Genomic DNA, 9,516 nt, shown 5'->3' on the forward strand with positions numbered 1-9,516 from the left:
TGGGGGGGCCGCCGGGCCCGCCTGTGTGTCGTCTGGGCCCGGGCCCCACCACCGCTGGGGCCTTCACCTGCCTTTCGTGCCGTACGGCGGGTGCGCCGGGGTGGTCGTTACTTCAGGCCCAGGCTGATGAAGTCGTACTGACCGCTGTAGGCGTCCGTGGTGTAGACGTTGGTCAGCTCGGAGGAGCGGAAGTTGATGAACTTCTCGAAGACGAAGGGCAGGTAGTACGCGCCCTCCATGACCTGGTGGTTGATCTCGGTCGCGATCTGCTCCTTCTTCGTGTCGTCCAGTTCGGTGACGAACTTGTCGAAGTTGGCGTCGATCGCCTTGTCCTTGATCAGGGCGAAGTTGTTGTTGCCGCTGTCGAGGATGTACTTGCTGTCCCACAGCGGCTGGCCGTAGCCCTGCACCGACGGGAAGTCGGGGCCCCAGCCCATGATGATGATCCCGTAGTTCTTGTCCTTGACGAGCTTCGGGTTGCCGATGATGCCGGAGGTCTGCGAACCGTCGTACTTGTCGATCTCGACGTTGACGCCGATCGCCTTCAGCGAGGTCTGGAGCGATTCGGCGGTGGCCACCTCGACCGGCTTGTTGTTGCGGACCGCGATGGTGGTGTCGAAGCCGTTCGGCTTGCCGCACTTCTTGAGTGCTTCCTTGGCCTTCGTCACGTCCGGCTTGCCGTCGTTCTGGGCGAGGCCGTAGGGGTCGTACTTCTGGCCCTCGGAGCCGGGGACGGACGGCGGGAGCATGTTGGTGCCGATGTCGCCACCGGCCATCGGGCCGCCGCGCGCGGTCTGGAGCGACTTGTGGTCGGCGCCGTAGATGACGGCCTTGCGGCACTCGATGTTGTCGAACGGGGCGACCGACTGCGGGAACGCCGCGTACCGGATGAATCCGGAGACCGGGTTGTCGAGGTTGCCCTTGTGGCTCTTGAGCGCCTTGATGCGGCCCTGCGGGGACAGACCGGTCTGGTTGATGTCCAGGTGGTAGTCACCGGCGAGGATGCGGTTGTCCATCTCGTTGGCGTTCGAGAAGAAGTTCACCGTGATCTTGTCCGGCAGTGCCTTGCGCACCGGGTCGGAGGACTGCTTCCACTCGGTGTTGCGGACGAGGGTGACCTCCTTCTTCGGCGTGTACGAGGCGAACTTGTACGGGCCGGAGGAGAACGGCTTGAGGCCGTACTTGGACTTGGTGTCCTTGTCCTGGCGGACCGGCGAGGCCGAGGTGAGCGCGAGCATCTCCTCGAAGTCGCTGTTGGCCGTGGGGAGTTTGAAGACGATGGTCTTGTCGTCGGGCGTCTCGATCGCCTTCAGGCCGAGCTTGTCCGCGGACTTGTCCTTGTACGGGCCCGGGTACTCGCCCTTGGGGTCGAGGACGTCCTTCAGGTAGATCGGACCGCCGGCCAGCACGTCCTGCGCCCACACGCGCTCGATGCCGTACTTGACGTCCTTGGAGGTGATCGGTTTGCCGTCCTCCCAGGTGATCCCGTCCCGCAGCGTGTACGTGTACGTCTTGCCGTCGTCGCTGATCTCGGCGCGCGCGGTCGCGAGGTCCGGGGTCAGGTCGGAGCCGTCCTTGCCGGGCTCGGTCTTGCTGGTGACGAGCTGACGGCTGTAGTAGCGCATGAAGTTCCACGCGAAGCCGTAGTACGCCCGGGTGGTGTCCCACGAGTCGGCGTCCTGGGCGCCCGCGAACTTGAGCGTGCCGCCCTTCTTGGTGGCGGCGCTGGCGACCTTGTTGTTGGCCGCGTCGAAGCCCGCGGCCTTGCCGCCCTTGCCATCGTTGTCGTCGCTGCCGCCGCCGCACGCCGCCGTGGCCAGCAGTGCCGCGACCACGGCCGTCGCCGCCGCGATCTGCTTGCGCCGTCCTCTGCTGTGGGTAGTCACGATGTCGGTTCCTCCGTGTGATCGTGGCCCGCCGGTGACGGGCCCTTGGGGGTACGGCAGTTCAGCGGGAACCCTTGGGGTCGAGCGCGTCGCGCACGCCGTCGCCGAAGAGGTTGAACGCGAGGACTGTGATGAAGATCGCCAGGCCCGGAATGACCATGTACATCGGGTCGGACTCGTAGTAGTTCACGGCCAGGGAGAGCATGTCGCCCCAGGAGGAGGTGGGTGGCTTGACGCCGACACCCAGGAAGCTGAGGGCCGCCTCCGTGAGGATGTTGGTGGGGATCATCATCGTCATGTACACGATAATCGGAGCCACCAGATTGGGCAGCAGCTCCTTGAAGAGGATGTAGAACCGTCCGGCCCCGAGGCTGCGGGCGGCCTCCACGTACTCGCGCTCGCGCAGCGAGAGGGTCTGCCCGCGGACCACCCGGCCCACGTAGGGCCAGCCGAAGAACCCGATCACCAGGATCATCACCAGCACCCGGACGCCGGTGCCGGTCAGTCCCAGCATCTCGTTCGGCATCACGGAGACCAGGGCGATGATGAACAGCAGTTGCGGGAAGGACAGCAGCAGGTCCATCGCCCGGCTGATCAGTGCGTCCAGCCAGCCGCCGAAGTACCCGGCGAGCACCCCGAGGACGGTGCCGATCGCCACCGCGACCAGCGCGGACGCGAAGCCGACCAGCAGCGAGATCCGCGCCCCGTGCACGATCCGGGCGAAGATGTCGCGACCGTTGACGGGCTCGACCCCGAACCAGTGGTCACCGCTCATGCCGCCGAACGAACCCACCGGGGTCGACATCAGCGGGTCGATCAGATCCTCGTGGTAGGCGTTCGGGTCCTCGCCGTAGAGCTTGGTGATCAGCGGGGCGAACACCGCGACCAGGATCAGCATCACCACCACGGCGCCCCCGAACAGGGCGAGTTTGTCGCGTTTCAGACGCTCCCAGGCGATGCGCCCGAGCGAGCGCCCCTGCACCGCCTCCCCCTGGGCCGCGACCTCCGTGGCGACCGACCCGGCCGCCTCGGCGGTCGGCTCGTGCAATGGTGCCGTCATCGTGACAGAGACCCCTCTTCTCAACCGGCGGCGACCGACCCACGGTTGCCGGTGGCGACGTGCGGCGGTACGTCGTACGCGAGGGCTGGGCACCCCGTGCGACGGGGTGCGTGACCTCTGGTGCGGGAGTCTTCATCGCGGTTGCGATCCGTAGCCAGACCTCGCCCTGAATGGATGCGCAACCGTGATCCGGGCTGAGGGGTTCCGTTATCCGAACGGCCGATAACGCACCCCGGACGGGAGACCGTTGGGGCTCCAGAGCGCACGCGCGTAGATCTGTGCGACGGGTGACCACAGATGCCCCACGGAGACCGAAAGGGAACAAGGGGCCCACAGCGCCCGGGAGGCGACAGACCGGGAGGGAGGGTGCGTCAGCGGGGCGGGTAACCGTACCCGGCGGTAGGAGTGACCGGAGCGACGTGTGATTCGCGATCGTAGAACGGCCGGGCGTTCGCCCTCAGCCACATCGCGACGGGGTCGTACGCGTCGGCGAGGGCGACCGTGGACACCGCGAGCCCCTCGGGCACCGCACCGATCGACTGCTGCATCATCGTCCGCACCGCGTCGACGGACTGCGGACCGCTGTCGTACACGTCCAGCCCGATCGCCAGGTACGGGGCACCCAGAGCCGGCTGCACCCAGGCGCGACGCAGGGTGCGCACCACCGAGGTGCGGTGCGCGTTCTGCCCCAACACGGCGTAGAACTGCGGGATTTCGATGGCCGGCTCGGAGATCCGGAGCGGCCCGGCGGGCTGGCGGTCCAGACCGGTGGCGATCCGCCGCAGGTCGAGCCACGGGATGCCGACGCCGCCGCCCGGGGTGTGCGGATTGAGCCAGAGGCCGTACCGGTCGGGGTAGAGCGCGCGCGCCACCTCTGCCACGGACACCACCTCGTACGAACGGTTCCAGCCGCTCGCGGACAGTTCCTGGGCGGAGGTCACACAGGGCGCGTAGCCGAGGCCGTCCAACTCCATGTTGCCGTACTGGGCGTCGGGCGAGCCCGGTCTGCCGTGCCACAACAGCATCCAGACCTGGCCGGAGGCGGGGTCGGCGAGGGCGTGCAACAGCGCCTCGTACGCGTCGTAGCGCCCGGGGGTCACCTGGCGCAGCATGTGCTCGATCTGCCCGGCCGCAGCCGTGCCCGACGCACTCACCCTTGACCGCCCCTTCATGACACATCGGAACAGCGCAGCGCGGTTCCGAACCCGACACGTCCGCCACGGCCCGGCGGGTGCTTCGGCCCGGCCGGACCATGGAACCAGCTTAAGCGCCGTCGCCGGGACCGATTTGACCCGACGGTCCCAGGTCCGTCACAGGTGGCGACCGCTCCGCGGCCCGGGGGTCACCGGCCCCGGACGTAGAACGGCCGCACCTGCTCGCGCATCCAGTCGGCCACCGGGTCCCGGGCGACGTCGAGGAGGATCAGGTTGACCCCCCAGGCGACGGGGGCCCGACCGAGCGCCCGACCGAGGGCGTCCAGCGGCAGTTCGCCGGCCGCCGCCTCCCCCTGGTCGAGTTCGACGCCGATGAACAGTGCGGGGTCGCCGTCCTCCACGCTGGCCAGCGCGCGACGGGCGGTGGTGACCACGCCCACCGACGCGAACTCGGCGGCTGCGGCGGTGAGGAAGTCCACCGGGTCCTCCTTCCAGTCCGGCTGGCGCAGCCGGACCCGGCCGCCGCTGCCGGGACCGTCCAGGGGGGTGCGACCGGCCCGGCAGAGCTCCGCGACGGCCGGGGGCGGCAGCGGGACGCCGACCGCTCCACCGGGGTTGAGGACGATGCCGAGTTGCGGGGGCAGCCCCCGGGCGAACTCGACGGCCGGGGCGACCGTACCGTCCATCCGGTCCCCGACGACCTGCCGGAACTGTGCGGCGGAGGTGAACACCGGGACGTACGCCTGGCCGTCGATCTCCAGGGTCGGCAGGTCCAGGGTGGCGCTGGCGGGCCCGCCGCCGTTGGGGAGCGGCACCCATATCCGGCTGCGTCCCAACACCTCCACGATCCGCGCGGCGGCGGACGGCACCCCGACGGACGCGGCGAGCACCTCCTCCAACTCGTTGGCCGGCCAACCGTCCCCGGACGAGCCGTCGGTCGTGAGGGGGGCCGGGGGGTCGTACGCCCCGGAGGGCGAGGGGTGGGGGGCCTGGGCCGGAATCTCCATCGTCAACCACCTGATCGGTACCGCGCTGCGTCTGCGCCAGGCACCCTAACGCGAAGCCGCGGGCCCGGGGCGCGGAGGCGGGCCCCGGGGTGACGGGTGGTGAGGGCGGGCCCCGGGGTGGCAGGTAGGGGGAGGCGGGGGGCGCTACCCGTCGAAGCGGATGGACCGCAGCGCTCCGCCCGCCGGACGGTCCAACAGCACCGCGGAGGTGCAACCGGACGGCAGGCTCCCGCGCTCCGCGTCCCGCACCAGGCGCCCGACCGCCCGCCGGTGCCGCGCGAAGGCGTACCGCGACACTCCGCGGCCCCGTTCGCGCTGCCCGCTGAGCGCGGTGTCCGGCGCGACGTCGAGCAGCAGCAGGTGCAGCGTCGTCCCCCGGACCCGGGCCTCGCGGGCGAGCCACCGGCGCACCCACGCCTGGGTGCCGCAGTCGTGCACCACCACGCTCGCCCCGGACCGCAGCGCCCGCCGCAGCGCAGTGAAGTGCGCGAGCCGCACCAGCGGCCGGTACAGGCCGTAGGGCAGCACGCCGGGCATCCGACGGGTCCAGCGGTCGCGGGTGTCCTGGGAGTCGATGCGGACGGCGGCGGGGACGTCGTCCGCGCGCACCGTCCGGGACATCAGGGTGGACTTGCCGCTGCCCGGGAGCCCGGACACCACGACGAGGTCACCGGGGGCGAAGCGCAGCGCGTGCGGCCCCCGGCCCGCCCGTTCCCGCAGATCACGTACGATCCCCGTGGCCCGCCCCCCGCACACCTGGGCGGCAGGTGCTCCCGACTGTTCGGGCAGCGCGACGCCCGAAGCGCTCACGTACCCCCTGGTCCTGTTCACCGTGATCGTCCCCTCCAGTCGGTCACGTGAGCCTTCCCCGTAGAGTGTAAAGAGCGGGTAATTTCGGATGCTCGTGATTTTCGTCCGGATACGGTCACGACCGCGTGACGGCCCGTGGTCGCACGGACACCCTGCGCCCCGCGGGAGCGCGGCCTCCGCCCCGACGGCCACCGCGCGTGGCCGGTGCCGGGGCGAAAGGGGCCGCCGCCCTGCCCAGGGCGGCGAATGCGTGCAATGATGTGGCCGCCAACTGCATACCGGCCGCTTGAATCCGCGCGGGAGAGCCCTCGGTCCGACCGGGGCGCCGAAGGAGCAAGTCCCTCCCTTGAATCTCTCAGGCCCAGTTACCGCGCGGGCGAGGCACATCTGAAAAGCGGATCGCAGCGCCGTGGAGCGCGCGGTCCCACCCAAGGTGCAAACCGGGCCGCCGTCCGCGGCGTGGCTCCCGGCGAACCTCTCAGGTCCCATGACAGATGGGGAGGATCACCTCGCCGTCATGCCCTGGGAGCACTATCCATGAGCACCGCCCCCCGCCGTACCGCGCTCGATGCGCTGCACCGCCTCCTCGGCGCGACCATGACCGACTTCGCCGGCTGGGACATGCCCCTGCGCTACGGCAGCGAGCGCGACGAGCACCAGGCCGTGCGCACCCGGGCCGGCCTGTTCGACCTCTCCCACATGGGCGAGATCACCGTCACCGGGCCGCAGGCCGCCCAGCTGCTGAACCACGCGTTGGTCGGCAACATCGCCACCGTCGGCACCGGCCGCGCCCGGTACACGATGATCTGTCGCGCCGACGGCGGCATCCTGGACGACCTGATCGTCTACCGCACCGGGGCCACCGAGTACCTGGTCGTCGCCAACGCGGGCAATGCGCAGACCGTCCTCGACGCCCTGCGCGAGCGGGCGTCCGGCTTCGACGCCGAGGTCCGCGACGACCGGGACGCCTACGCGCTGATCGCCGTGCAGGGCCCCGAGTCGCCCGGCATCCTGGCGGCGGTGACCGATGCGGACCTGGACGGCCTGAAGTACTACGCCGGCCTCCCGGGCACCGTCGCGGGCGTTCCCGCACTGATCGCCCGTACCGGTTACACCGGCGAGGACGGCTTCGAACTGTTCGTCGCGCCGGAGCACGCCGAGCGGATCTGGCAGGCGCTGACCGAGGCGGGAGCGGCGGCCGGACTGGTGCCCTGCGGGCTGTCCTGCCGGGACACGCTGCGCCTGGAGGCGGGCATGCCGCTGTACGGGCACGAGCTGACCGAGGCGCTGACCCCCTTCGACGCCGGGCTCGGCCGGGTGGTGAAGTTCGAGAAGGAGGGCGACTTCGTCGGCCGCGCCGCTCTGGAGGCCGCCGCCGAGAAGGCCGCGGCGAACCCGCCGCGCAAGCTGGTCGGGCTGGTCGCCGAGGGGCGGCGGGTGCCGCGCGCCGGGTTCGCGGTGGTCGCGGACGGCGCGGTGATCGGCGAGGTCACCTCGGGAGCCCCCTCCCCCACCCTTGGCCGGCCGATCGCCATGGCGTACGTCGACGCCGCGCACGCCGAGCCCGGCACGGCCGGGGTGGCCGTCGACATCCGGGGCACCCACGAGCCCTACCGGGTCGTGGCGCTGCCGTTCTACAAGCGCCAGAAGTAGCCGGCTCCGTCTGCCGCGCGCCAGCGGTACCGCGGGCCAGCGGTACCGGGCGCGAGCCGGTAGCGGCACCGTCCACGAGGCGCCAGAAGTGGGGGCCGCCGCCGTCGCCGGACCCGTCCGGCAGCGCCGCCACCGGGCGCCGCCCGGGCGGGCCTCCCGCGGGCGCGTCCAGCGCCCGTCTCGCATACCAAGACATCCCGTTCCCCAGCACTCCCCCGCGTACAGGAGAATTCCCACCATGAGCAACCCCCAGCAGCTTCGCTACAGCAAGGAGCACGAGTGGCTGTCGGCCCCCGACGGCGACGGCGTGGCGACGATCGGCATCACCGAGTTCGCGGCAGGCGCGCTCGGCGACGTGGTCTTCGCCCAGTTGCCCGAGGTGGGCCAGCAGCTGACCGCGGGCGAGTCCTGCGGTGAGCTGGAGTCGACGAAGTCGGTCAGCGACCTGTACTCCCCCGTGAGCGGCGAGGTCACGGAGTCCAACCAGGACGTCGTGGAGGACCCTTCCCTGGTGAACTCCGCGCCCTTCGAGGGCGGCTGGTTGTTCAAGGTGCGCGTCACGGCCGAACCGGACGACCTGCTCACCGCCGATGAATACACCACCTTCTCCGCGGGCTGACCCGAGACTAGGGATCATCTGATGTCGCTTCTGAACACCCCCCTGCACGAGCTGGACCCGGACGTCGCCGCCGCCGTCGACGCCGAGCTGCGCCGCCAGCAGTCGACCCTGGAAATGATCGCGTCGGAGAACTTCGCCCCGGTCGCCGTCATGGAGGCCCAGGGTTCGGTGCTCACCAACAAGTACGCGGAGGGCTACCCGGGCCGCCGCTACTACGGCGGCTGTGAGCACGTCGACGTGGTCGAGCAGATCGCCATCGACCGGATCAAGGAACTGTTCGGCGCCGAGCACGCCAACGTACAGCCGCACTCCGGGGCCCAGGCCAACGCGGCGGCGATGTTCGCGCTGCTCAAGCCGGGCGACACCATCATGGGTCTGAACCTCGCGCACGGCGGGCACCTGACCCATGGCATGAAGATCAACTTCTCCGGCAAGCTCTACAACGTCGTCGCCTACCACGTGGACCAGACGACCGGCCAGGTCGACATGGCCGAGGTGGAGCGCCTCGCCAAGGAGTCCAAGCCGAAGCTGATCGTCGCGGGCTGGTCCGCGTACCCGCGTCAGCTCGACTTCGCCGCCTTCCGCCGGATCGCGGACGAGGTCGGCGCCTACCTGATGGTGGACATGGCCCACTTCGCGGGCCTCGTCGCGGCCGGGCTGCACCCCAACCCGGTGCCGCACGCCCATGTCGTCACCACCACCACGCACAAGACGCTCGGCGGCCCGCGCGGCGGCGTCATCCTGTCCACGCAGGAGCTGGCGAAGAAGATCAACTCCGCGGTCTTCCCCGGTCAGCAGGGCGGTCCCCTGGAGCACGTGATCGCCGCCAAGGCGGTCTCCTTCAAGGTCGCCGCCTCCGAGGAGTTCAAGGAGCGCCAGCAGCGCACCCTGGACGGCGCCCGCATCCTGGCCGAGCGCCTGGTGCAGGACGACGCCCGTGCGGTCGGGGTCAACGTCCTGTCCGGCGGCACCGACGTGCACCTGGTCCTGGTCGACCTGCGCGAGTCCGAGCTGGACGGGCAGCAGGCCGAGGACCGACTCCACGAGGTCGGCATCACCGTGAACCGCAACGCGGTCCCGAACGACCCGCGGCCCCCGATGGTCACCTCGGGCCTGCGCATCGGCACCCCTGCGCTCGCCACTCGCGGCTTCACCGCCGAGGACTTCCGCGAGGTCGCCGACGTGATCGCCGAGGCGCTGAAGCCGTCGTTCGACGAGACGGTGGCGGCGGACCTGAAGGCCCGGGTCTCGGCCCTGGCCGACAAGCACCCGCTGTACCCGGGGCTGTAGTCCCGACGGGGTGCCGCGCACACCGGTGCGCGGCACC

General features: G+C 70.6%; 8 protein-coding genes and 1 riboswitch. Of the genes, 3 read left to right on the forward strand and 5 right to left on the reverse strand.

Annotation, left to right across the window (positions count from 1 at the left end):
• Positions 1–107: 107 nt before the first annotated feature.
• From ACFWIA_RS29840 to ACFWIA_RS29860, 5 genes are all read right to left on the reverse strand, one after another.
• Positions 108–1,886 carry an ABC transporter substrate-binding protein gene (locus tag ACFWIA_RS29840; RefSeq protein WP_387010366.1) on the reverse strand — a complete coding sequence of 593 codons (1,779 nt, stop codon included), beginning with the start codon at positions 1,884–1,886 and terminating at the stop codon, positions 108–110.
• Between the two features lie 61 nt (positions 1,887–1,947).
• Positions 1,948–2,946 carry an ABC transporter permease gene (locus tag ACFWIA_RS29845; protein ID WP_387010367.1) on the reverse strand — a complete coding sequence of 333 codons (999 nt, stop codon included), beginning with the start codon at positions 2,944–2,946 and terminating at the stop codon, positions 1,948–1,950.
• Between the two features lie 371 nt (positions 2,947–3,317).
• Positions 3,318–4,100, reverse strand: coding sequence for an enhanced serine sensitivity protein SseB C-terminal domain-containing protein (locus tag ACFWIA_RS29850; RefSeq protein ID WP_387010368.1), 783 nt, complete (start codon positions 4,098–4,100; stop codon positions 3,318–3,320).
• Positions 4,101–4,288: 188 nt separating this feature from the next.
• Complete coding sequence (locus ACFWIA_RS29855; protein WP_387010369.1) at positions 4,289–5,107, reverse strand: enhanced serine sensitivity protein SseB; 819 nt, start codon at positions 5,105–5,107, stop codon at positions 4,289–4,291.
• Positions 5,108–5,251: 144 nt separating this feature from the next.
• Entirely contained in the window at positions 5,252–5,938 is a 687-nt protein-coding gene (locus tag ACFWIA_RS29860) for an AAA family ATPase (RefSeq protein ID WP_387010370.1), read from the reverse strand.
• A 266-nt stretch (positions 5,939–6,204) separates the two neighbouring features.
• Positions 6,205–6,298: riboswitch (glycine riboswitch) on the forward strand.
• A 156-nt stretch (positions 6,299–6,454) separates the two neighbouring features.
• Here ACFWIA_RS29860 and gcvT point away from each other — a divergent pair.
• From gcvT to glyA, 3 genes are all read left to right on the forward strand, one after another.
• A complete protein-coding gene (gene gcvT, locus ACFWIA_RS29865; RefSeq protein ID WP_387010371.1) occupies positions 6,455–7,570 on the forward strand; it encodes a glycine cleavage system aminomethyltransferase GcvT in 1,116 nt (371 codons plus the stop codon).
• 238 nt (positions 7,571–7,808) lie between these two features.
• Positions 7,809–8,189, forward strand: a complete 381-nt coding sequence (gcvH, locus tag ACFWIA_RS29870; protein WP_387010372.1) for a glycine cleavage system protein GcvH — start codon at positions 7,809–7,811, stop codon at positions 8,187–8,189.
• Between the two features lie 21 nt (positions 8,190–8,210).
• Positions 8,211–9,479 carry a serine hydroxymethyltransferase gene (gene glyA / locus ACFWIA_RS29875; RefSeq protein ID WP_387010373.1) on the forward strand — a complete coding sequence of 423 codons (1,269 nt, stop codon included), beginning with the start codon at positions 8,211–8,213 and terminating at the stop codon, positions 9,477–9,479.
• Positions 9,480–9,516: the final 37 nt, after the last annotated feature.

The organism is Streptomyces sp. NPDC127068 (assembly GCF_042724695.1).
GTDB lineage: Bacteria > Actinomycetota > Actinomycetes > Streptomycetales > Streptomycetaceae > Streptomyces.

Excerpts from the sequence above, each read along its gene's own strand:
- ACFWIA_RS29855 (WP_387010369.1), bottom strand. The coding sequence starts at position 5,107 with ATGGAGATTCCGGCCCAGGCCCCCCACCCCTCGCCCTCCGGGGCGTAC.
- gcvT (WP_387010371.1), top strand. The coding sequence starts at position 6,455 with ATGAGCACCGCCCCCCGCCGTACCGCGCTCGATGCGCTGCACCGCCTC.
- ACFWIA_RS29845 (WP_387010367.1), bottom strand. The coding sequence starts at position 2,946 with ATGACGGCACCATTGCACGAGCCGACCGCCGAGGCGGCCGGGTCGGTC.
- glyA (WP_387010373.1), top strand. The coding sequence starts at position 8,211 with ATGTCGCTTCTGAACACCCCCCTGCACGAGCTGGACCCGGACGTCGCC.
- gcvH (WP_387010372.1), top strand. The coding sequence starts at position 7,809 with ATGAGCAACCCCCAGCAGCTTCGCTACAGCAAGGAGCACGAGTGGCTG.